The sequence below is a fragment of the Parerythrobacter aestuarii genome, assembly GCF_030140925.1.
GTDB lineage: Bacteria > Pseudomonadota > Alphaproteobacteria > Sphingomonadales > Sphingomonadaceae > Parerythrobacter > Parerythrobacter aestuarii.
In genome coordinates, this window is the sequence record NZ_JARBWD010000001.1 from 1877061 (window position 1) to 1899607 (window position 22547).

At 61.9% G+C, this 22547-nt stretch carries 23 protein-coding genes and 1 tRNA gene; 14 read left to right on the forward strand and 10 right to left on the reverse strand.

Annotated elements, in window-relative coordinates:
- The first annotated feature begins 3 nt into the window (after positions 1–3).
- Positions 4–621 carry a 2-hydroxychromene-2-carboxylate isomerase gene (locus tag QPW08_RS09165; RefSeq protein WP_284125512.1) on the forward strand — a complete coding sequence of 206 codons (618 nt, stop codon included), beginning with the start codon at positions 4–6 and terminating at the stop codon, positions 619–621.
- On the opposite strand, the gene QPW08_RS09170 is transcribed toward QPW08_RS09165, so the two are convergent.
- The 5 genes from QPW08_RS09170 to QPW08_RS09190 form a co-directional block, all read right to left on the reverse strand.
- A complete protein-coding gene (locus QPW08_RS09170; protein ID WP_284125513.1) occupies positions 622–1398 on the reverse strand; it encodes an esterase/lipase family protein in 777 nt (258 codons plus the stop codon).
- Positions 1399–1428: 30 nt separating this feature from the next.
- Positions 1429–1980, reverse strand: a complete 552-nt coding sequence (locus QPW08_RS09175) for a GNAT family N-acetyltransferase (protein WP_284125514.1) — start codon at positions 1978–1980, stop codon at positions 1429–1431.
- A complete protein-coding gene (locus QPW08_RS09180) occupies positions 1977–3050 on the reverse strand; it encodes an alpha/beta fold hydrolase (protein ID WP_284125515.1) in 1074 nt (357 codons plus the stop codon). Before QPW08_RS09180 ends, QPW08_RS09175 begins: the two co-directional genes overlap by 4 nt.
- A 7-nt stretch (positions 3051–3057) precedes the next feature.
- Positions 3058–3426, reverse strand: coding sequence for a hypothetical protein (locus tag QPW08_RS09185; protein ID WP_284125516.1), 369 nt, complete (start codon positions 3424–3426; stop codon positions 3058–3060).
- Positions 3427–3450: 24 nt separating this feature from the next.
- A tRNA-Ser gene (locus tag QPW08_RS09190) sits at positions 3451–3540 on the reverse strand.
- 67 nt (positions 3541–3607) lie between these two features.
- Here QPW08_RS09190 and QPW08_RS09195 point away from each other — a divergent pair.
- Together QPW08_RS09195 and QPW08_RS09200 are read left to right on the forward strand one after the other, a co-directional pair.
- Positions 3608–4525 (forward strand): aminotransferase class IV, encoded by a 918-nt coding sequence (locus QPW08_RS09195; RefSeq protein ID WP_284125517.1) that lies wholly within the window; start codon positions 3608–3610, stop codon positions 4523–4525.
- A gap of 35 nt (positions 4526–4560) precedes the next feature.
- Positions 4561–5271 (forward strand): sulfotransferase-like domain-containing protein, encoded by a 711-nt coding sequence (locus tag QPW08_RS09200; protein ID WP_284125518.1) that lies wholly within the window; start codon positions 4561–4563, stop codon positions 5269–5271.
- On the opposite strand, the gene QPW08_RS09205 is transcribed toward QPW08_RS09200, so the two are convergent.
- Entirely contained in the window at positions 5268–6482 is a 1215-nt protein-coding gene (locus QPW08_RS09205) for a DUF819 family protein (RefSeq protein WP_284125519.1), read from the reverse strand. The two genes, QPW08_RS09200 and QPW08_RS09205, sit on opposite strands and share 4 nt — an antisense overlap.
- A 125-nt stretch (positions 6483–6607) precedes the next feature.
- On the opposite strand from QPW08_RS09205, the gene QPW08_RS09210 reads away from it, so the two are divergent.
- From QPW08_RS09210 to mazG, 11 genes are all read left to right on the forward strand, one after another.
- Positions 6608–7627, forward strand: coding sequence for a lytic murein transglycosylase (locus QPW08_RS09210; RefSeq protein WP_284125520.1), 1020 nt, complete (start codon positions 6608–6610; stop codon positions 7625–7627).
- Positions 7611–8756 (forward strand): SPOR domain-containing protein, encoded by a 1146-nt coding sequence (locus QPW08_RS09215; RefSeq protein WP_284125521.1) that lies wholly within the window; start codon positions 7611–7613, stop codon positions 8754–8756. The genes QPW08_RS09210 and QPW08_RS09215 overlap by 17 nt, the downstream gene beginning before the upstream one ends.
- A gap of 33 nt (positions 8757–8789) precedes the next feature.
- Positions 8790–9935 carry a D-alanyl-D-alanine carboxypeptidase family protein gene (locus QPW08_RS09220; RefSeq protein ID WP_284125522.1) on the forward strand — a complete coding sequence of 382 codons (1146 nt, stop codon included), beginning with the start codon at positions 8790–8792 and terminating at the stop codon, positions 9933–9935.
- Complete coding sequence (tmk, locus tag QPW08_RS09225; protein ID WP_284125523.1) at positions 9932–10570, forward strand: dTMP kinase; 639 nt, start codon at positions 9932–9934, stop codon at positions 10568–10570. Before QPW08_RS09220 ends, tmk begins: the two co-directional genes overlap by 4 nt.
- Positions 10570–11520, forward strand: coding sequence for a DNA polymerase III subunit delta' (locus QPW08_RS09230; protein WP_284125524.1), 951 nt, complete (start codon positions 10570–10572; stop codon positions 11518–11520). The genes tmk and QPW08_RS09230 overlap by 1 nt, the downstream gene beginning before the upstream one ends.
- Positions 11513–13093: a methionine--tRNA ligase gene (gene metG / locus QPW08_RS09235; protein ID WP_284125525.1), complete on the forward strand. Its 1581-nt coding sequence runs from the start codon at positions 11513–11515 to the stop codon at positions 13091–13093. The genes QPW08_RS09230 and metG overlap by 8 nt, the downstream gene beginning before the upstream one ends.
- On the forward strand, positions 13093–13881 hold the full coding sequence (locus QPW08_RS09240; protein WP_284125526.1) for a TatD family hydrolase: 789 nt from the start codon (positions 13093–13095) through the stop codon (positions 13879–13881). The genes metG and QPW08_RS09240 overlap by 1 nt, the downstream gene beginning before the upstream one ends.
- The gene (locus QPW08_RS09245; protein ID WP_284125527.1) at positions 13878–14645 is read left to right on the forward strand and encodes an MBL fold metallo-hydrolase; all 768 of its coding nucleotides are present in this window, start codon (positions 13878–13880) and stop codon (positions 14643–14645) included. The genes QPW08_RS09240 and QPW08_RS09245 overlap by 4 nt, the downstream gene beginning before the upstream one ends.
- Positions 14642–14809: a hypothetical protein gene (locus tag QPW08_RS09250; RefSeq protein WP_284125528.1), complete on the forward strand. Its 168-nt coding sequence runs from the start codon at positions 14642–14644 to the stop codon at positions 14807–14809. Before QPW08_RS09245 ends, QPW08_RS09250 begins: the two co-directional genes overlap by 4 nt.
- Positions 14810–14950: 141 nt before the next feature.
- Complete coding sequence (gene argE, locus QPW08_RS09255; protein WP_284125529.1) at positions 14951–16102, forward strand: acetylornithine deacetylase; 1152 nt, start codon at positions 14951–14953, stop codon at positions 16100–16102.
- Positions 16099–16848 (forward strand): nucleoside triphosphate pyrophosphohydrolase, encoded by a 750-nt coding sequence (mazG, locus tag QPW08_RS09260; RefSeq protein ID WP_284125530.1) that lies wholly within the window; start codon positions 16099–16101, stop codon positions 16846–16848. The genes argE and mazG overlap by 4 nt, the downstream gene beginning before the upstream one ends.
- Positions 16849–16854: 6 nt before the next feature.
- Here mazG and hflX read toward each other — a convergent pair whose 3' ends face one another.
- The 4 genes from hflX to QPW08_RS09280 form a co-directional block, all read right to left on the reverse strand.
- The gene (gene hflX / locus QPW08_RS09265; RefSeq protein ID WP_284125531.1) at positions 16855–18156 is read right to left on the reverse strand and encodes a GTPase HflX; all 1302 of its coding nucleotides are present in this window, start codon (positions 18154–18156) and stop codon (positions 16855–16857) included.
- Positions 18157–18173: 17 nt separating this feature from the next.
- On the reverse strand, positions 18174–18710 hold the full coding sequence (hfq, locus tag QPW08_RS09270) for an RNA chaperone Hfq (RefSeq protein ID WP_284125532.1): 537 nt from the start codon (positions 18708–18710) through the stop codon (positions 18174–18176).
- Positions 18711–18869: 159 nt separating this feature from the next.
- Complete coding sequence (gene ntrX, locus QPW08_RS09275; protein ID WP_284125533.1) at positions 18870–20246, reverse strand: nitrogen assimilation response regulator NtrX; 1377 nt, start codon at positions 20244–20246, stop codon at positions 18870–18872.
- 28 nt (positions 20247–20274) lie between these two features.
- Positions 20275–22494 (reverse strand): sensor histidine kinase, encoded by a 2220-nt coding sequence (locus QPW08_RS09280; RefSeq protein WP_284125534.1) that lies wholly within the window; start codon positions 22492–22494, stop codon positions 20275–20277.
- Positions 22495–22547: the final 53 nt, after the last annotated feature.

The window sequence follows — 22547 nt, forward strand, 5'->3', positions numbered from 1 at the left end:
CGGATGGCCGTGCCTGTCGACTTCTTCTTCGACCTGTCTTCCCCTTGGACGCGGTTGGCGTTCCACAATTTCCAGCGAATGCCAGAATTCTCGCTTACGAGCACGCGCTGGCGGCCGTTTCTTGTCGGGGGCGTGTTCAACGCCGTAAATCCCCGCGTCTACGAAGCGCGCGAAGGGGACCAGACGCGTATGCTGCTCGGATTCGGCTGGCTCAAGGAATGGGCTCGGCTGGCCGACTTGCCGATGAACTTCCCGTCGGAGCATCACCCGGTCAAATCGGTCCATGCCATGCGCTGCTGTTGCGTGCTGGAGGATGACCAGCCGAGCCTGCTGCGCTTCGCCGAAGCGGCCTTCCACGCCTATTTTGCTGACCAGCGCAACCTCGATGATCCGGCAGAGCTCGCCGCCATTGCCGACGCAATCGGGATGGATGGTGCAAAACTGCTCGAACGCGCGAGTTCGCAACCGGTGAAGGATCTGCTACGCGCAAACACGCAGGAAGCGATCGATCACGGCGCTTTCGGATCACCGACAATCTTCGTGGGTCGCGAGTCGATGTATTTCGGGAACGACCAGCTGCCACTGGTAGCTCAGCGGATCAGGGAACTGGCCGAAGCCTGATCAGGCCGCTTGCGGATAGAACATCGCTCGCTGGCCGCTGCGGTCGAACGGTGCCCATTCGCCTTCCGGCTGCGCCAGCCGATCGGCAACAGCGAACCACACCGCCGGATTGAACACCAGGCCCATGTGGCTGCCGTAGAGTTCGATGTTCTCGGTCTCGCCGCTCAGATCGGCATCGAGGCAGTTCTCCCACGCGGTCACCCCGTCCTGCCGGGAAAAGATCGCAGTCGATGGCACCGGCAACGGTGCGCTTTCCTCGGCAATCCGCTCGCGGACGAGGTCTTCCTCGAGGTAATCCCCCGTCATCCATTCATAGAGCGCAGTGACATTGGTCGCGCCGGGGTTGCCAGTGAACGGGCTGCCGAGCGTAATCACCTGCCGCACCATTTCCGGATGCTTTCGCGCCAGCTGGCGCGCCATGATCCCGCCCAGGCTCCAGCCGACGAGGCTGACCTTGCGCCCGTGCTCCCTGTAGAGCAACTCGACGCGGTCCTTGACTCGCTCGCCATCGATCCCGGTCGAGCGGATGCCTAGGTTGCGCCCCAGCTCCCACGGGTAGGTCTGGTAGCCGAGGCTGTCGAGATAGCGGCGCATGGCGAAAGTCGACATGTCCGATGTCATGAAGCCGGGCAGGACCAGCACGGGGTGCCCATCACCGCGGGGCGCATTGGCCAGCACGGGTGAGCAGAAAGGGATCAACGCCATCTCGAACAGCGAGCGCGGGACCTCCGTCAGCGCGAGGGCTAGCGATGGCCGCTGGATGGTGACATCGAGCATGCGGGTGTCCTTATCTATGCGAGGTGCGGCCTACTGGCCGAGGCCGAGCATGGACCGGCGACCGGTCCCTTGCGCCATATCATGCGAGAAGATGGCCAAGTCGCAAGTCTCGCCCTCATGCGTCTTCACATGGTCCCTCAGCAGCGCTTCGCCGCGAAAGCCCATATCCTCGAACAGCGCGATGGCACCGTGCTGGTCGACCGTCATTGATGCCGTGAGCTTGGCCAGCCCCAGCTCCAGAGCTTTCTCGAAGGCGGCCTGCGCCAGCATCTTGCCAACGCCGTGCCTACGATACTTCTCGCCCACCATTATGCGGATCTCGCCGACGTGTGACGACCAGGAATGCGGATCGACGATCAGCGCATTATAGCCGGCGATTTCCCCACCACTGACGGCAATCTGCGAATGGATCTCGCCGGCTTCGACCGCCTCGAACCAGGCGCGAACAACCCGCGGCTCGGTCAGGTCGCGCCGGGCAAACAACAGGTCGTGTTTCGGAAGGCCGCGTGCAAATGCCAGAACTGCGTCCTCATCCGAGGATTCGAGCGCTCGCAGGGTGATGGTGTCTGTGGTGGTGGTCATAGCGATCTCTCCTGCAGCCAGGCATCCATGGCAGGCCAAAGTCTCTTTGCGGCATTGGCTCCGGCCACGAGGCTGACGTGCCCGCCCTTGAGCACGATTTCTTCCTTGTCCTCCGACCCGACAAGCGAAATCAGCGGATGCGACGCCTCGTAGGGCACAAGATCGTCATGCAGCGCCACCGCGTGCAGGAAAGGCACGGTAATGTTGCGCGGGTCCGCGATCTTGCCCTCTACGTCCAGCTTGCCGGTCAGCAGCTCGTTGTCCCACATCAGCTTCTTGGTCGTGTCACGGAAGTACTCACCCGCCAGCGGCAGCATGTCGACCGCCCAGGCATCGACCTTGCGGTAGCTGTCGACAAAGGCATCGTTCCACATGTTGTCATAGAGGCGCGCGGTCGCCGCTGCCTGCGACACCGGAGTGCGCATGCTGAAGCCCTGGAATACCATCTCGCTTGGTACATTGCCGATGGTATCGACCAGCCGGTCGACATCGAAATGTTCCTTTGCGGTGAAGACGTTGAACATCTCCATCTTGCTGAAATCGGTCGGCGTGGTGAAGGTGATGAGGTTCTTGACCGGGCCATCCGGGTGCATCGCCTGGTAGATCACCGAGAGCACACCGCCCATGCAATAGCCGATCAGCGTGATATCGTCTTCGCCCGACCTTTCCTGCACCCGCTCGATACATTCGGGGATGAAGCGAGCGGTATAGTCTGCCAGCGTCAGCGTCTTCTCATGGGGAAGGGGGGCCTCCCAATCCATCATGTAAACGTCGTAGCCGCTCTTCAGCAGGAACTCGACAAGGCTATGGCCGGGCATCAGGTCGAAGATCGAGCCCCGGTTGGTGGTTGCCATCACCAGCAGCAGCGGCACGCGATAGATTTCGTCTGCCTGCGGGCGATAGTGATAGAGCTTGAGCGTACCGCGCTCGAAGATCAGGTCCTTGGGCGTAACCCCCAGCTTGGGCTTGGGCGAACGGAAGTATTCCAGCCCCTTGATATTGCGGTCGATGGTCCGCTGGATCAGGGTCTGGACCTGGTTGCCGATATCGTCCTGGTTGGTGTCGGCCATGGTCGCTCTACTTCTTCGCCGCCGGCTTCTTGGTGCGGGGCGGACCTTTGGCAGGGCCGACGGACCCACCGTCCTCCTTCGCCAGCCTTTCCAGCTTGCGTTCGATCCGGTCGAGCTTTTCGTCCAGCTTGCCTACTGCACCACGCAGTTCCGCGATCTCGTCCCGGTTGGGCATGTTCGCGGCCTCGAGGAAGCGAGTCATTTGCTCGTGCATGGTCTCGCGCAGCTTGAGAGACATCGCCATCGCCGCGTCCTGCGTCTTGCCGAACTGCGGCGTACTCATGAAGTTGTTGGCGAATTGGTTGGACATGTCCTCCCACTGCGTGAGCATCTGCCCGAACAGCTGGTTGATATCGCCCTTTTGATCTGCGGCCATGGTTCGCGTCCTTTCAGGAGGCAGTGGCGGATGGGGTGGGATTCGAACCCACGGTACGGTTACCCGCACGCCGGTTTTCAAGACCGGTGCATTCAACCACTCTGCCACCCATCCATCAAGCCCGCTCGCTAGCGAGACAAAACGCTATTGTCACCAGCATTCAGCCGCCTAGGAACGGACTATGGCAAAAGGCACCCACGATTTTGCGCCGGACCCGCGCAACGAGAGCATCCTGATCAACGTCAATGGCACGCTTGTGCCGCGGCCCGAGGCGACCGTATCCGTTTTCGACAGCGGCTTCATGCTGGGCGACGGGGTGTGGGAAGGGCTGCGCGTGCACAAGGGCAGGATCGCCTTCCTCGCCGCCCATCTCGACCGGTTGTACGAGGGAGCCAAGGCGATTGCGATGGACATCGGCCTGACGCGTGACGAACTGACGTCACGACTGTACGAGACCATCGATGCCAACGCCATGCGCGAAGAGGAAGGCGTACACATCCGCCTGATGGTGACGCGCGGGATCCGCTCGACGCCTTATCAGGACCCGCGGGTGGTGATCTCGCCCGCGACAATCGTCATCATCCCCGAATACAAGGCCCCGCTGCCGTCCACCATCGAGACCGGCATCCGGCTGTTCACGGTCCACGTCAGGCGCGGCGACCCGGCGGTGCAGGACCAAAAGCTGAACTCGCATTCCAAGCTCAACTGCATCACCGCTTGCATCCAGGCCACGCAGGCCGGAGCGGACGAAGCGCTGATGCTCGACCCGCACGGCTTCGTTGCCACCTGCAATTCCACGCACTTTTTCATCGTCCGCAAGGGCGAGGTGTGGACCTCTAGCGGCGACTATTGCCTTGGCGGCATCACGCGATCCAATGTCATCCAGGTCTGCCGCGAAGCCGGCATCCCGGTATTCGAGAAGAACTTCTCGCTGACCGATGTCTATGGCGCGGACGAGGCCTTCGTGACGGGAACATTCGCTGGTGTCGTGCCGGCAACCGAAGTCGACGGACGCCAGCTGACCGAGGGCAGGGGGCCGATGGTGGAGCGACTACAGGGCCTCTACAAGGCGCTTATCGAGCGGGATGTGACGCAATGACGTCATCGCAAGGCACTGATTGTATTAGGATTGCCATGTGGAGCGGCCCCCGCAACCTCTCCACCGCGATGATGCGCAGCTTCTCTGGTCGCAGCGATACTTACGTCAGCGATGAGCCTTTCTACGGAGCATATCTCAAGGAGACCGGAGATCCGCAACCGATGGCTGCGGAGGTGATCGCCGACATGAATTGCGACTGGCGCTCCGTCGCTGAAGCCATGCGCGCTCCGGTGCCCGATGGCAGCCCGATCTGGTACCAGAAGCATATGCCGCACCACATGGAAGGGCCAATCGACATCCTCGACTTTCCCGCGATGCGGCATGCCTTCCTTATCCGCGACCCCATTCGCGTGGCGGCGAGCTATGCCAATAAGCGCAGCGCAATCAATTCGGACCATTTGGGTATCACGCGCCAGTGGGAGTATTTTCAGAAAATCAGCGAGTTGCAGGGCAAGGTTCCCCCTGTGGTAGATAGCGCCGATATTCTCACCGATCCTGAAAATGTCTTGAAGAAACTCTGCAAAGCACTTGATATTCCATGGGATTCAGGAATGCTTTCCTGGAACCTGGGGCCTCATCCGCAAGACGGCATCTGGGGTTCGCACTGGTACGATAAGGTCAACGCCTCGACCGGCTTCGGTGACCCGCCGGGGCCGCTCCCGGAACTTTCATCCGAATATCAAGCCGTTGCCGATGCTTGTCGCGAGGATTACGAAGCCTTGCGCGAGCATGCGCTGACGCCTTAGCCGACCGCTGCCATCATTTGCGCGCACAGGATCGCACCATAGGTCCCCAGCGCATAACCCAGCACCGCCAGCAGCACACCAACCGGGGCGAGGGCGGGGTGGAAGGCCGCTGCCACCACCGGGGCAGAGGCAGCTCCACCGACATTGGCCTTGCTGCCCACTGCGACGAAGAAGAACGGTGCCTTGATCAGCTTGGCAACCACCAGCAGCAGCACAACGTGGAACAGCATCCAGATCGCCCCGATGGCCATGAAGGCAGGGGCATCAGCGATCTTGGTGACATCCATGCGGGTGCCGATGATGGCCACCAGCAGGAAAATGAACACAGTCCCGAACTTGCTGGCACCGATCCCTTCCAGCTCGCGAACGCGGGTGAAACTGGCCAGCAGCCCGGCCGTCGTCGTCAGCACCACGACCCAGAAGAACTCGCTCGCCAGCGTGGCTTCCTCGCCCCAAAGCCCGGCGAAAACCCCGCCGAGCCAGCCGCCGGCAAGGTGCGACAGGCCAACCACCGCAAAGGTTCCGCCGAACAGCAGGACATAGTCATTTGCCGTAGCGACACGTTCGATCGAGCTGGAATAGTCAGCCATCTTGTCGCGCAGCCGGTCGATGGCGGAACTATCGGCCCCGAGCCAGCGATCGACCCGCTCGCTCGCGCCAGCGCCATAGAGCAGGAAGATCATCCAGATCTCGGCAACGATGATATCGACGGCGAGCAAAGCGGAGAAGCCCTCGATGGGGTAGCCATAGACCTCCAGCATCGCAGTCTGGTTGGCACCGCCGCCAATCCAGCTACCGGCCAGAGTTGCCAGCCCGCGCCAGGCAGCATCCTGTCCACTGCCGATGATCGAAGGTTCGAACTGAGCGACGATGAAGAGTGCAATCGGGCCGCCAAGGACGATCCCGACTGTCGCCGTCAGGAACATGATCAAGGCTTTAGACCCGAGCCCGAGGATACCCTTCATGTCGATGCTGAGCGTCATCAGGAACAGCGCCGCAGGCAGGAAATAGTCCTTCGCCACCGGCCACAGCTGCGATTCGCTGGCATCGACGAAGCCTGTCGTCACCAACAGCGAAGGAACGAGATAGCAGACCAGGATGATCGGGACGAAGACGTAGAACTTCTTCCATCCCTCCCGTTCGCGGGTAAAAAACACGAAAGCCAGTAGTGCAGCCAGCAGGCCGAGAATGATGCGGTCGTCGCTAATCACATGTCTCTCCGGTGAATTCTCGTTTCGGTACGACCTAGCGAGAGCCAGGCTTCAAGTCATCCCGCATCCCCAGCCAACCGCCGCTTCGTCATTGGCGATTCATTTGAGCTGTGAGAAGAAAGGCCATGCGCTTCAAGACACTTTTGCTCGCTTTTGCCGCTCTAACGTCGCTGTCGCCGGTTCCGCCGGCAGCGGCCCAAGACATGGAGTTCGACGCTTACCTGCAGCTCCTGATTGCGCGGGCGAGGGCGGAAGGTGTCGGCGAAAACACGCTTCAACGCATGACTGTTGGATTGACGCCCAACCCGACCGTAATCCGCCTCGATCGGGGCCAACCGGGCAGCCCGACCAGCACGGGCTATCCGGCCATGCAACCCTACCTCGATACGCATGTGAACCCGACGCGGATTGCTCGGGGCCGAGACATGTTTGCTGCGACGCGCGGGCTCCATAGAGGGATCGAGCAACGCTATGGTGTGCCCGCTGAAGTGCTGATGGCGATATGGGGGCATGAGACCAATTACGGGGGATACAAGGGCGATTTCGACCTCGCCCGCTCGCTCGCCACGCTGGCTTGGGAGGGGCGTCGCCGCGAACTCTTCTCTGACGAGTTCGTCGCACTGATGAAGGTGGCGGACAAGGGCTATTCACGCTCGCAATTGGTCGGTAGCTGGGCCGGAGCCTTCGGCAACCCACAATTCCTCCCCAGTGTATACCTTCGCCTTGCTACTGACGGTGACGGCGACGGGCGCGCCGATATCTTCAACAGCCGCGCCGACACACTTGCCTCGATCGCGCGCTACTTCCAGGATTCGGGCTGGAGGCCGGGCCAACCGTGGGGCGTCCGCACTTACCTGCCGGCCGGTTTCGATCCGGATATCTACAGCACCGAACTCAGCGCGCCCGTGTGCCCGCGCGTGCACGAGCGGCATAGCCAATGGAAGACCGTGGGTGAGTGGCGTGCGCTTGGCCTGCAACCCCAGGTTCCGATCCCCGACGACACACTGACATCCGTTTTCCAGCCCGACGGACCCGGGACCCGCGCCTGGCTCTTAACCTCAAATTATCGAGTTATCCTCGAATATAACTGCTCCAATTACTACGCCATGAGTGTGGGGCTGTTAGCCGATGAGATTGCCCGTTGATGTTCGCAAGGCCTTCCTTGCCCTTGGTCTGAGCGCCTTGCTCGCCGCGTGTGGCGGCGGTTCGGGCGGCTATGATGTTGCAAGCACGCAGGCATCCCCCCGCACTGCTGCCAACGGACCTGAGGCGGACTATCCGCAGGTTCTGGGCGAACCTTTCGCCGTCGATGGCCAGCTTTACACCCCCGAAGACACCTACAGCTATGACTCGGTCGGTTATGCCACCGTCGAAAAGGGAGGCGGCAATGGCGTGTCGGTCGCGCACAAGACGCTGCCAATGCCAAGCTATGTCGAAGTAACTTCGCTTGAGTCCGGTCGCACGGTCCTTGCCCGCGTCGAACGTCGTGGCCCGATGACGTCACAGCGCCTCGTCGCACTTTCGCAAGGGGCCGCGGCACAACTCGGGCTGGCAGAGGGCGCTCCGGTTCGCGTCCGCCGGGTCAATCCGCCGGAGTACGAGCGTGCTGAACTGCGTGCCGGCAAAACAGTGCCTGAACGCCTGGCCACACCTGATTCGCTCCTCGTTGTGCTGAAGAAGAAGCTCCCGACAGCCGGCGGCTTTGCCAGCCTTGCCGGACCAACGCGAGCTTCAACGGCCACAGGTATTGCCTCGACGCCGGTCCAGCCATCGACCGCGAGTGCGCGACCTGCCGGGGTTGCGGCACCGGTCGAGCAGACCTTTGATCGCACTTTCACGAACGAACGCCAGGCCAACAGGGCCTACCCGCTACCGGCCCTTGCTGGTCCGCAATCGGTCGCGTCCGTGCCAGTTGCGCGCGCCGTGCCGCCGACAGCCACCATGGCCCGAGCCCCTGAAGTCCAGCGCTACTCGCTTCCCGGTGTGCAAACGGCAGCGCCCATTGCCGCTACGCCGCGCCCAGCGCCTGCTCCGGTTCTGCCCGCTCCACCCACTACTGAAAGCGGAGCTTTCGTTGTCCAGGCGGCAGCCTTTTCCAGCAAAGGTAATGCCGACCGCCTTGCCAGCAAGCTCGACGGGGGATTCGTGACCAAGGCCGGCAATTTTTACCGCGTTCGATGCGGACCCTACGCGACCCGTGGACAGGCCGAGGCAGCGCTCGCCAAGGTGCGCGCTGCGGGTTATAGCGACGCCCGCGTCTTTTCAGCAGGATAGACCGCCGGTTCCTGCCGGTGGGCAGGAGCACAGGTGAAAGCATTCTTCGGCAAACTGGCGGCGATGGCGGCGCTGGCGCTGGCTGTGCCCGCAACTGCCAGTCCTGCGCCCGTTCCCGACACCGTCCCGATAGCCATGCTGGTCGACCTGTCGAGCGGGCAAGTGCTGTTTGCCCGCAATGCCGACCGCCGGTTTGTCCCTGCTTCGATCACCAAGGCGATGACGGTCTATACCGCATTCGACCTGCTGGCGCGGGGGAAGTTGCAGCCAGAGCAGAGCTTTACCTTCTCTGAAACGGCTGCCGAGGAATGGCGCCGGACCGGCTCCACAATGTTCCTCGAACCCGGCGACGAAACAACTGTCCGCAACTTGCTGTTGGGGGTCACTACCGTCTCTGCCAACGACGGGGCTATCGTCCTTGCCGAAGGTGCCGCAGGTTCAGTTGCAAGATGGCTCGAACTGATGAATGCAAATGCTCGCAGGCTAGGCATGACGCAGAGCCACTTTGGCACGCCCAACGGCTTCCCCGATGGCGCCCGTACCTTCACCACGGCGCGCGATCTCGTGACGCTGGGCCGGGCTCTAACTCTTGAGCATGCAGAGCTGTACCAATCCTATTTTGGACGCCGCGGCCTGGTTACCAACGGGTTCGCACAGTCCAACCACGATCCACTTACCGGCAGGGTCGCGGGAGCGGACGGGATCAAGACCGGCTTTACCCGCCAGGCCGGCAACGGCTTCCTGGGCAGTGCCGAGCGTGACGGTCGTCGGCTGGTCCTGGTGGTCGCTGGCGTCGCCGAACAGGACGATCGCGATGATGCCGCCCGGGCGCTGATGGAATGGGGTTTCGCTACATTCACCAGCCGGCAGTTGTTCGGCAAGGGTGCAACAGTCGGTGAAGCTCAGGTACAGGATGGTACTTCCGACACAGTAAAGCTAGTCGCTGCCAGCCCGATCCGCTTTGCGATGCCGCGTGCTACGGACAGGCCCGTCAAACTCTCGGTGCGCTACGAAGGGCCGCTGCGCGCGCCAATCGCAGCGGGTGAGGCGGTTGCAGAGTTGCAGATATCGGTGGAAGGCATGGAGCCGTCGCTCGTTCCGCTGCTCGCCGCAGAACCGGTTGAGCGGGCGGGATTCCTCGGCCGGATCGCCAACGCCTTGAAAGGTTTGCTGTCATGACCCGCGGGCGTTTCATCGCACTCGAAGGGGGAGAGGGGACTGGCAAGTCTACCCAGGCAAGGCTGCTGGCGCAGGCGTTGGAGCAGCAGGGCCTCGAAGTCGTCCTGACGCGCGAGCCGGGCGGAACACCGGGAGCGGAAGCGATCCGGCAGCTGCTACTCGCCCCGCCGGGCGAAGGGTGGGGCGCAAGGGCCGAGGCCCTGCTGTTTGCCGCTGCCCGGTCCGACCATGTCGAAAAGCTGATTCGTCCTGCGCTGGAGCGCGGTGCATGGGTCGTCTGCGACCGATTCGTCGATTCGAGCCGCGCCTATCAGGGTGGGGCAGGGGGCATTGGCGACGACGCCGTGCGGGCTTTGCACCAGGTTGGTAGCGACGGACTGCGTCCTGACCTGACGGTTCTGGTCGATGTGGCCCCGGATACTGTGGCACAAAGGCTAGCGGCCCGCGACGGGGACGCCAGCGATGCCATTGGCGGCCGCAGCACCGAGTATCATGCTGCCGTGGCCGAAGCGTTCCGGAAAATTGCAGGCGTGGAGCCGGACGCCTTCGTCATTGTCGATGGCAACGGTTCCATCGAACAGGTCCATGAACGCATCCTAAGGGCGGTTGAGCCGGTAGTGGAGGGCGCAACCTGATGCTCCTCAATCACGAGCAGCCCTGGCGCGAATGGGATGCTGCGCTCGCCGGGCCGCGCATGCATCATGGCTGGATCATCGCCGGGCGGCAGGGGCTGGGCAAGCATGAGTTCGCGCTAGGGGCGGCACAGAAGCTGGTGGGCGACGGCCCGATGGGACCGGACCACCCGGATATCATCCTTCTCAATCGCCCGCCCAAGGATGACAAGGAAGCGAGGAAGCGAGACGAAGGCAAACCGTTCGAGCGCAAGCGCAATATCTCGGTCGACCAGATCCGCGAGATGCAGCGCCGCCTTACTACGCGGCCAACGCTGGGCGCGCGCCGAGCGATCATCATCGACCCCGCCGACGATCTCGAGAAGGGCGCATCCAACGCGTTGCTAAAGAGCCTGGAAGAACCACCGGAGGGTACATTCTTCCTGCTGGTGACGCACCGTCCCGCAAGACTGTTACCGACCATCCGCTCGCGCTGCCGCATCATTCGTTTTGCACCGCTAAGCACGAGTGACGTCGAGCGCATACTGCAGGAAGAAGCTCCCAACGCCACCGACGAAGCGCGCGCCGCCGCGGTGGCAGCATCTGGCGGCTCACCGGGCGCAGCGCTTGAGTTTGTCGAGCAGGACCTGGCACCGATAGCGGTCCTGATGCGGAAGATTCTCAACGACGGTGATCCGGATTTCGCCCTGCGAGGCAAGCTGTCAGGCAGTATCGGGGCAAGGCCCGACCGTGAGCGGATCGGAGCGGTGTTCGACCTCGCTCGCGCAGTGCTGGCAGAAAGGATGACGGAAACACCTGCAAGCCAACTTTCCGCGCTGGCCGATGCCCATGCCGATATGGCGGCATTGGCCGGGCAGGCCCCGACCTACAATTTCGATCCCGGATTCCTCGCGATGGAAATCGGCAGCTTGCTCGCATCGGCTGCTCCCAATAAGGAGCGCGCCCATGTCTGATACCAATTCCGATCCTTTCTACATCACCACGGCCATCAACTATCCCAACGGGCGCCCACATATCGGCCATGCCTATGAAGGGATCGCGACCGATGTCGTCGCGCGCTTCCAGCGGATGCGGGGGCGCGATGTGCGTCTGGTCACCGGGACCGACGAACACGGGCTCAAGATGGACCAGACCGCGCGCAAGGCGGGCATGGCGACGATCGACCTCGCGACCGAGATGTCGGGCCATTTCCGCGACATGTGCGCGAAGCTCGACATCGCCTATGACGATTTCGTCCGCACCACCGAGCCGCGCCACCACGCCGCCAGCACCGCGCTGTGGAAACGGATGGAGGCCAACGGCGACCTCTATCTCGATCGCTACGAAGGCTGGTACTCGGTCCGCGACGAGGCGTTTTATGACGAGAGCGAGCTGACCGAAGGCGAGGATGGCGCAAAGCTTTCCCCGCAGGGCACGCCGGTCGAGTGGACCGTCGAGGAAACCTGGTTCTTCCGCCTCTCGAAATACCAGGACCGGTTGCTGGCGCTCTATGCCGAGCAGCCCGATTTCATCCGCCCGGAAAGCCGCCGCAACGAGGTGCTGCGCTTCGTCGAAGGCGGGTTGAAGGATCTTTCCGTCAGCCGCACCAGCTTCGACTGGGGCGTGCCGGTGCCCGATAGCGACGGGCATGTGATGTATGTCTGGGTCGACGCGCTGACGACCTACATGACCGGGGTCGGCTTCCCTGACACCGAAGGCGACATGTTCAGCCGTTACTGGCCGGCCGACATCCACATGATCGGCAAGGACATCGTCCGCTTCCACACGGTCTATTGGCCGGCCTTCCTGATGAGCGCGGACCTGCCGCTGCCGAAGCAGGTCTTCGCGCATGGCTTCCTGCTAGCACGCGGCGGCGAGAAGATGAGCAAGAGCGCCGGCAATGTCGTCGATCCGATGGACCTTGCCGAACGCTTCGGGGTCGATCAGCTGCGCTATTTCTTCATGCGCGAGATCGCATTCGGGCAGGACGGCAGCTATTCCGCCGAAGCCATCGTCAACCGCGCCAATGGCGAGCTCGGCAATGCCTTCGGCAACCTCGCGCAGCGCACGCTCGGCTTCATCGCAAAGAACCTCGAGGGTTACCTCCCGGCCATTCGCGGGCATGATCCGGCCGATGCCGCGCTGTTTGAAGCGATCGACAAGGCCGTACGGAGCGAAATTCCCGAGGCGTTCGAAGCACTGGCCCTGCAGCAGGGCGTCGAGGCGTGGCTGCAGGCCGTGTTCGCCTGCAACGCCTATATCGACGCGCAGGCGCCGTGGACCCTGCGCAAGACCGATCCCGAGCGGATGGAGACAGTGCTCGCCACGCTCTACATCTGCATCGCCCAGCTGGCCGTCGCGATTGCGCCCGTTATCCCTTCCAGCAGCGCCAGGCTGCTTGACATGATGGGGGTAGGGGAAGAGCTGCGCAGCTATGACGCAATTGGCAGCCACTGGTATTCCCCGCTGGCTGAAAGCGACTTCCAGATCGCAGCCCCCACGCCGCTGTTCCCGCGGCTCGAGCTGGCAGAGGAAGAGGCGGGCTGATGCTGGTCGATAGCCACTGCCATCTCCAATACAAGGGCTTGGTCGAGGACCAGCAGGGTGTGCTCGAGCGGGCGCGCGCTGCGGGCGTACAGGGCTTCCTCAATATCTCAACCAAGACCCGCGAGTGGGACGATGTCATCGGCACCGCCCAGCGTGAGCCCGATATCTGGGCCAGCGTGGGCATCCACCCGCACGAGGCCGATGCGCATGAAGACCTCGGCCGCGATGTGCTGCGCGAAGCGACGGACCGGGACAAAGTGATCGCCATCGGCGAGACCGGGCTTGACTACTATTACGATCGCTCCGACCGCGCAGTGCAGCGGGCCTTGTTCCGCATGCATATCGATGTCGCGCGCGAGACCCAGCTGCCGGTGATCATCCATACCCGCGATGCGGAGGACGATACGGCGCAGATCCTGACCGAGGAAATGGAGAAGGGCGCCTTCCCGGCCCTGATCCACTGCTTCACGGCCTCGGCGGAATTCGGCAAGACCGTCCTCGACCTGGGGCTGACCATTTCGCTGTCCGGCATCGTCACCTTCAAGAATGCGCAGGACCTTCAGGCGGTGGCGAAGGATGTGCCGGCAGATCGCTTGTTGGTGGAAACCGACAGCCCGTTCCTCGCGCCGATCCCGCATCGTGGCAAGCCGTGCGAACCCGCCTTCGTGCGCAACACCGCCGAATTCCTCGCCGAGCTGCGCGGCGAGCCGTTGGAAGAACTGGCGGCCAACACCACGCGCAATTTCCACGCCCTGTTCACCCGCGCTGGCCAGAAGGCGGCGGCGTGAAGGTCATCATGCTCGGAACCGGGACCTCCACCGGGGTTCCGCGGATCAATGGCGACTGGGGCGAATGCGATCCCAACGAGCCGAGAAACCGCCGCTCGCGCGTCTCGATCCTGGTAGAAAACAAGGCAGGACAAAGGGTTCTGGTCGATACCTCGACCGATTTGCGCTCGCAGTTCCTGGCCAATGGCATCGACAGCCTCGACGGCGTGTTCTGGACTCATGACCATGCGGACCATTGCCACGGCATCGATGATCTGCGCTCGATGCGCTATGGCCGCTCAGCACCGATTCCCGGGTTCGCGAGCAAGGTGACGTGCCAGCGACTGCGAATGCGCTTCAGCTATGTCTTTGCCGGCGAGCATGGCTATCCCACCATCGTGTCGCTGGCAGAGCTTGATCGCCAGCGGATGCATGCCGGTTTCGGGCTTGACTGGGTCGAGATGCCGCACGGGCCGACGCAGTCCACCGGATTCCTCTTCGAAGCCGACGGAAAAACAATTGGTTACGCGACGGATTTCAGCGAAATCACCTCTGAGATGATCGCGGTTTTCAAGGGCATCGACATCCTCGTCTGCGATTGCCTGCGCCGCGATCCGCATCCGACCCATGCGCACCTGGGCATGGCGCTGCAGTTCAAGCAGCGCACCAAGGCCAAGCGTATGATCCTGACGCATATGGACAAGAGCATGGACTATCGCAGCCTGTGCGACGAAGTACCGGCGGGCGTGATCGTCGGCTACGACGGGCTGGAGTTGGAAGCATGAGCGAATTCGACACCATACAATTGATTGCGCTGGTCGGCTGGTTGATCCTTGCTGGCGGCGCACTGGCTTCCTATCGGCTGGAATGGAAGTCCGGGCTGAAGATGGCGCTGATCTGGGCGTGTATCTTCGCCAGCGTGTTCCTGTTCATATCGGTCATCATGTAAGCGAGAGGGGCCAAGAGGGCCAAGACCCCCTTGGCAAGCTCGGATTTCATTTAACATAATATATATTATCATTCCCATTTAGTCGATACAAGCAGGCCGCACTCTCTTCCCCTCTGGTCCGAAAAACGGCAGGACAGCCGCATGAGCGCACCCCTGCCTTATCGCCCGATCCTCGAAACGCTGGTCGGCTTCGACACGACCTCGCGCAACAGCAATCTCGAGCTGATCACCTGGGTCGAGCAATTCCTTGCCGGATACGACATAGCAAGCAAGCGTGTCGCAAATGCTGATGGATCAAAAGCAAATCTCTACGCCACAGTCGGTCCAGTTGTCTCAGGTGGCATCGTCTTGTCGGGCCACAGCGATGTCGTGCCGGTCGATGGCCAACCATGGACCAGCGATCCGTGGAGCGTGACCGAACGCGAAAACAAGCTGGTCGGGCGCGGAGTGACCGATATGAAGGGATTCCTCGCACTCGCACTGGCCCATGTGCCGGTGTTCAAGACCTGTTCGATCCCCGTGCACCTGGCCTTCAGCTATGACGAGGAAATCGGCTGCCTGGGCGCACCATCGATGATCGATGCCATGCGCGCAGAATTACCAGACCCACGCCTTGCCATCATTGGCGAACCAACCAGCATGCATCCGGTGATTGGACATAAGGGCAGCTCAAACTGGACTGTCAACATAACTGGACACGAGGCACATAGCTCGCTCGTGAACCATGGCGTCTCGGCTAACATGGTCGCCATCGAGCTGATGGCAGAGTTATCCCGGCTGGCACACGAGTTGAGGGAAAGCGCCGATCCCAACAACGGTTTCGACCCGCCTCAGGCAACTCTGACCGTGGGGCTGATGCAAGGTGGCACCGCAGCCAATATCCTCGCACGCCAAGCCAGCTTCACCTTCGACCTGCGCTGCCCGCCGGGTGACGACCCGGATGCGATCATTGCGCCTTTCCTCTTACGCTGTGCCGAGCTTGATGCGGAGATTTCGGCACGTTTCCCCGAATGCGGGGTAGTGGTGACACGCAAGAGTGCCGCCCCTCCCCTCAGGCCGGAGAACAGCGAGGAAGCGGTCCAATTCGTCCGCAAGCTCACCGGTGACAACAGCGCGGCAACGACGGTGCCCTATGCAGCCGAGGCCGGGCAGTTTCAGCGCGCTGGCTTCAGTGCCATCATCTGCGGGCCGGGATCGATCGAGCAGGCCCACCAGCCCGATGAATGGATCGCCATCGAACAGCTCGAAAGGGGTGCCCGCTTCATGCAGAATCTGGCACGGGAGCTGGCATGACCGACCAGCTTGACCGACTGCTCACTATCATGGCCACCCTGCGCGATCCCGAGCGCGGGTGCGAGTGGGACCTGGTACAGGATTTCAGCACCATTGCGCCCTACACCATCGAGGAAGCCTATGAAGTTGCCGACGCCATTGAGCGTGAAGCGATGGACGAATTGCGCGAAGAGCTGGGCGACTTGCTGCTACAGGTGGTGTTCCATTCGCGTATGGCCGAGGAAGCCGGACATTTTGCTTTCACGGATGTAGCCCGCGCAATCTCCGACAAGATGGAAACCCGTCATCCGCATATTTTCGGCGACGGTGAAGGCCAGATGACCGAGCGGCGCTGGGAAGAACTCAAGGCCAAGGAACGCGACGAAAAGGGTGCAACCAGCGCGATGGACGGCGTGGCGCGTGCCCTCCCCGCCCTGCTCCGCGCAGAGAAGCTGCAAAAGCGTGCAGCAAGGACCGGCTTTGACTGGCCCGATACGGAAGGCCCGAGGGCCAAGCTGCGCGAGGAAATGGACGAGCTGGCCGAGGCACCTCCAGAGAAGCGTGAAGAAGAAGCTGGCGACCTGCTGTTCGCCGCAGTCAACCTCGTCCGCGCCTATGGCATTGCTCCCGAAGATGCCCTGCGCGCGGCCAACAGCAAGTTCGAGCGTCGATTTCGCGGCATGGAAGCCAGGTCAGGCGGTGCCTTTCCCGATCTGTCGCTCGATGAACAGGAGGCGCTCTGGCAAGCGGTCAAGGCCGAAGAATAACCCGGATCAGAGCGTTTCGAATTGGCCCAGTTCCTTGGGATTGAGCCGGACGACCAGCCTGCGCCGGGGCCCATTCTCCCCTTCCCCGCCATCCTCATCGGCCAGTACTTCGCCATGCGCATGCAACCAGGCAATCTTCCGCCCTTCGGCAACGGGAAGGAAGAATTCGCGGGTCTGTGCAGCGTGAGTCAGGGCCTCGCCCAGACGTTCCTTCAGGACATCCACATTCCATCCGGTCTCAGCTGAGATCGGTATCACCCTTGCATCACCGGCAGCGACACCGGACAGATCTTCGGCCCGGTCGTGGTCGAGCAGGTCCCACTTGTTCCAGACCTCGAGGATCGGGATCGAGCTGACACCATCCTCGCCATCGATCACGCCGAGGTCGCGCAAGACCTCGAGCACCTGCGTCTTCTGCGCAGCGCTCGAGGCATTCGCGATATCGCGCACATGCAGGATGATATCCGCGCCGGTGACTTCTTCCAGCGTGGCACGGAAGGCGGCGACCAACTGAGTCGGCAGGTCGGAGATGAAGCCCACGGTATCGGACAGGATCGCTTTCTCGACGCCCGGCAGCGAGATCGCCCGCATGGTTGGGTCGAGCGTGGCGAAGAGCAGGTCTTCCGCCATCACCTCCGCCCCGGTCAGCCGGTTGAACAGGGTGGACTTGCCGGCATTGGTATAGCCGACCAGCGCAATGACGGGCCACGGAGCCCTGCCTCGCCGTTCACGGTGCAAGCCGCGGGTCTTGCGGACCTGTTCCAGCTCCTTGCGCAGCCGCCCCATGCGCTGGCGGATCATCCGCCGGTCGGCCTCGATCTGAGTCTCGCCCGGGCCGCCGAGGAAGCCGAAACCGCCGCGCTGCCGCTCCAGGTGGGTCCAGCTGCGGACCAGGCGGCTTTGCTGGTAATCGAGGTGGGCCAATTCGACCTGCAGTCGCCCTTCTGCTGTTGCCGCGCGTTCGCCGAAAATTTCAAGGATCAGCCCGGTGCGATCGATCACTTTGCGCTTGAGCTTTTCTTCAAGGTTGCGCTGCTGGATCGGACTGAGCGCGCCGTCGACCACGACCAGCTCGATCTCGCCCATCTCGCAGTCGGTAGCGATCCGTTCAACCTGGCCTGAACCGAACAGCGTATTGGGCCGCACGTCTCGTACAGGCAGGATGTAGCTCTCGGCGATGACTATGCCGATTGCCATGGTCAGGCCGCAGATCTCCTCCAGCCGCGCCTCGGGTTCGAGATCGTAGCGTTCCCGCCTAATATCCGGGCATACGACGAGAGCCCGCGCCCCGCGCGAGACTTCGCCCATCAGGTTGTCATCGAAGCTCAGTCTTCTTCGTCCTCTTCCCAGTCGGTCAGGTCGACCGCACTGGCAGGCTGCACGGTCGAAACCGCGTGCTTGTAGGCCAATTGGACATAGCCGTCTCGCTCCAGCAGCACGCAGAACAGGTCATAGGCGCTGATCCGGCCCTGCAGCATGACCCCATTGATGAGGAACATCGTCACCTGCACCCCGGCATCGCGCACACGACTCAGGAAGACGTCCTGCAGCAATCGCTGCTTCTTGTTGCCGTCCTGGCTGGCGAACTGGCCGGCATCCATCGGTGCTCCGGGCATTATGGTGCTGATGGCATGCTTGTACACCAGCTGCGACTGCCCGTCTCGGCGCAGCAACATGGAGAAATTGTCGAACCAGGTCACGATACCCTGGAGCTTTACGCCCTTGACTAGGAACACCGTAACCGGGGTCTTGTTGCGGCGCAGCAGGTTGAGAAAGTTATCCTGCAAATTGCCTTGTTTGCCCCCCCTCGCTTCGCTGTCTTGCGAACGGGGGCGTGCGGAGAGGGTATTTCCGGCGGACATCTTGGTCTCCTGTTATTGGCGGCCACATGCGTGACCGCAATCTGGCATGCGGGCCACCAAGTCCGCTGCCGGTTGTTCGTTACAATTATGGAGGCACAACGGCCCGGATTCAATCCGGTATTTCTATCAGTCGATAGCAAATCTTGCTGAAACCACGCTCTAGTCTTCGCCCTTGCGCTCAGTCATTCCGAGAATCTTGAGTTTGCGGTGGAGCGCCGAGCGTTCCATTCCGATGAAACTCGCCGTCTTGGAAATGTTGCCGGAAAAGCGGCGGATCTGGACGCTGAGGTATTCACGTTCGAAACTTTCGCGAGCCTCGCGCAGCGGCACGCCCATGAGATTGGTCATGCCCGTCCCGCCACCAAGCTTTCCGCTAGTGACCTCGCTTGGGAGCATGTCAGGCTGGACTTCTTCCATGCGATCGCGCGGCGAGAGGATCACCGTGCGTTCGACGACATTACGCAGCTGACGCACATTTCCGGGCCAGTCGTAAGCCTGCAAAGCTGCCATCGCTTCTTCGCTGATCTCGGGTGCCGGAATGCCCTGCTCCGCAGCGTAGCGAGTGAAGAAATGCTCCGCCAACGCAGGAATATCGTCGCGCCGCTCGCTAAGAGAGGGAATAGCTACCGGCACGACATTGAGCCGGTAAAACAGGTCCTCGCGGAAGTTCTTCTCGTCGATCTCTTCCTGCAGGTCGCGCGCCGTTGAAGAGACCACGCGCACATCGACACCGATCTGTCGCGAACCGCCGACGCGCACAAAGCTCTGCTCTGTCAGCACGCGCAGGATCCGGGCCTGGGTCGACAGCGGCATGTCTGCCACCTCGTCGAGATAGAGCGTCCCACCATCGGCAAGTTCCAGCAAGCCAGGACGTTCCAGCTTGCCATCGACTTCCTCGCCGAACAGCTCCTGCTCGAACCGTTCGGGGGTGATCCGGGCCGAATTGACTGTCACGAACGGATGATCGGCGCGCGGGCTCCAGCTGTGGAGTAGCCGCGCAGCGACTTCCTTGCCCGCACCCGCCGGGCCGGAAATCAACACGCGGCTGCCGGTGTTGGCGACCCGTTTCAACGTAGCCCGAACCTGGTTGATGGCCGAGCTGTTGCCGGTGAATTCCTCGCCGCTGGTAAAGCCCTGCCGCAAACGAACATTCTCTCGCCGTAGCCGTTGCGTTTCAGTCGCCCTGGAAACCAGGTGGAGCAGGCGTGTCGCTTCGAAAGGCTTCTCGATGAAGTCCATCGCGCCGCGGCCGACAGCCGACACGGCAGTGTCGATGTTGCCGTGGCCGGAGAATATAATGACCGGGAGATCCGGCTCGCGTTCCTTGATCACGTCGAGCACTTCGAGGCCATCCATCTGCGAACCATGAAGCCAGACGTCGAGCAAAACGACACTCGGCCGACGTTCGTCGAACATGTTGAGCGCGCTGGCGCTGTCCCCGGCGGTGCGGCATTCATAGCCTTCATCGCTGAGCACCCCGGAGACAAGCTCACGTATGTCGCGTTCGTCGTCTACTACGAGAATATCGAGCGCCATTACAGCGTCTCCTCTTTCTGGAAATTCATCATTCGGCTGCCTCGCTTTCTGGCAGCACCGGATTGCGGGCGAACCGCAGCGTAACGCATGTGCCGCCACCAGCCGTGCTGGCGAAAGTCATGTCGCCGCCATGTTCCTCGACGATCTTGTTGACGATCGCGAGGCCTAGGCCCGTGCCCTTCTCGCGGGTCGTCATATAGGGTTCGACGATCCGTTCGCGGTCTTGCGGCAAGCCGATACCGTTGTCTTCGACTGCAATTTCAATCGCATCGCTCGTGCTTCGAAGTTCGACACCGATCCGACCACGAAAATCGATCTCTGCTTCGCGCGCCCGCGCTTCGACAGCCTCAGCGGCGTTTTTGAGTACATTGGTAAGGGCCTGGCCGAACTGGTGCCGGTCGCAGGCAATCAGCAGCGGCGCATGCTCTTCGTGAGTGAATGCAAAATCGATCGAGGGATGCGCGACCTCTTGCAGGAACAACGCCTGCTTGAGCAGGTCGAGCGCATCTTCCTGCCGGAACACCGGCTTGGGCAAGCGTGCGAAGGACGAGAATTCGTCGACCATCGTCCGCAAGGCACCGACCTGGCGAACGATAGTGCTGGTCAGCTCGTCGAACAGCTCGCCATCGCTGTCGATCTGCTTGCGATAGCGGCGCTTGAGCCGTTCCGTGGCGAGCTGGATCGGCGTCAGTGGGTTCTTGATTTCATGCGCAATCCGCCGCGCGACATCAGACCAGGCCGCTTGGCGCTGGTCGAGCAGTTGCCTGGTGATGTCCTCGAAGGTGATCACATGGCCGCCGGATGCGGGCGTCAGCTTGACCGCAAGGGTGAGCAACTCGCTACCCTTGGAATAGTTCACAATTCCGCCATTTACTCCGGCTTCCACCAATTGTGCCATCTGCGGTACGAACTGATCCAGCGGCTCTCCGCGGTGCGACGCTTCAGCATCTTCCTGGAGGATATTCTTGGCAGAGCTGTTCATGAGCAGGACCCGGCCATCGCCGTCAGTCGAAATCACTCCGGCTGTCACCGATTCCAGCACGGTTTCGATAAAGTGGCGCCGTTCACCCAGCTCATGATTGGCACTGACCAACGCATCGGTCTGCTTCTCGATCTGTGCCGTCATGCGGTTGAAGGCACGGTTGAGCAGGCCAATCTCATCGCCACGCGAGCGCTCTCCTACGCGCAAGGCGAAATTGCCCGCACCGACTTTTCGCGCCGCTGCAACAAGGTCTGTCAGTGGCTCCACTTGACGGTCGGCGAAGCGCAAGGCGAACCAGACCGCGAGGCCAACAAGGGCAAGGCTCACGAAGAAAAGCGCCAGGTTGAACCGCAACTGCAGCGCACGGGCCCGGGCCGTGAGTGCCTGATACGATGAGACCACCTCGCGTGCCTGGTCCCACTGGCTGAACGACAGGGATTCCGATGTTCGCGCATTGTAGAGATAGATTCCTGCCCCGCGATCAATCGGGGCGACCGCTTCTATTCTGCGCTCATCGGCAAAAACCGCCTGTGTCTCTCCCCGGCGATAGAGCTCCAGGGCGTCACCAACAATTTTGGTGGGGTCATTCCCTTCGACGAGTCCGACGGCGACCGCTGTATTGACGCGTCCGTCACCGAATACCTGCAGGATTGCCGACTCATTAAAGTCACGCCCTTGCATCTGGTAGTTGTAGTCTTCGAGGAATGCCTGGTCGGCCAGGTCCGCCTGGCTCCTTCCCTGCAAGAGGTAAAGCATGTCGCTCGCCATGGCCTGGGTGTTCTGCGCGACATCAACCTGGTTTTGTTCGTAGTAGCCCTCGGCGAAGCGATTGACGCTGTCCATCATGCCGCGTGACTGGCCGGAGAACCAGAAATCGACACCCGACTGGAACAGGAAAGCAGCAAAGCCGGCGACCAGCAGCGTTGGAACAGCCGCAATCAGCGAAAACAGGAATACCAGGCGCACGTGCAGGCGCGCGGTGCTGCCGGCGGCGCGGCGCAGGGCAAACCGGCGCCCGATCAGAACGAGCAGGGCAATTGACGGGATCAATGTCCCGATGAGCAGGCCGGTAATCTGGCGGGTCGGCAACAACTGCCCGTCTGGCGGAGCCGTGGTAAAGGCCAGATAGGTCAGCGCAATCATGCCGAGAACGGCAAGGACGCAGGCAATTTCCAGGTAGCGGAAGAGATTGGCGCGGCGCGACGCGATGACGAATTGCCGCCACCAGCGCGGGCTGCGCCCCTCCAAGATCCCCGACTGCTCCATCGTTGCCCAATTACAACGCGAGTGTTGCGTTCCTGCAAGCCTTTTCTGTTGCA